This window comes from uncultured Tenacibaculum sp. (genome assembly GCF_947498805.1).
In the GTDB taxonomy this organism is placed as follows: Bacteria; Bacteroidota; Bacteroidia; order Flavobacteriales; family Flavobacteriaceae; genus Polaribacter.
Window position 1 is genome coordinate 1 of the sequence record NZ_CANMLT010000028.1, and the last position, 346, is coordinate 346.

The window sequence follows — 346 nt, forward strand, 5'->3', positions numbered from 1 at the left end:
TAGTTAGTCAAGAAGAAGGCACTAATGATATTGTTACTACAATTAAGCTAGAAGGACAAGAAGCAAAAGACAATGCGTTATTATTTAACAATACCATTTATTTTAACAACACACAATTAGTATTACCACATCAAACATTTCACAAAGAGTTACCTTCTGAATTAACTTATGATTTTTTAGCAGCCGACCTAGCATTAAAAACTCTTGGAAATACCCAGTATTTAACTCTAAACACAGAGAATTATATTAAGAATTGGAAAGAAAACGGGTTGCCAATAAGAATGGTTTTAACAAAGGTTAAAGGATTTGAAAATTCTGAAGATGAATTAAGCGATGATGCCTTAAA

General features: G+C 30.3%; 1 protein-coding gene. It reads left to right on the plus strand.

Annotated features, from left to right (window positions below; translation table 11 throughout):
- Nucleotides 1–346, plus strand: a 346-nt coding sequence (locus tag Q0873_RS18195; protein ID WP_299110221.1) for a hypothetical protein, incomplete at both ends; no start/stop codon positions are given.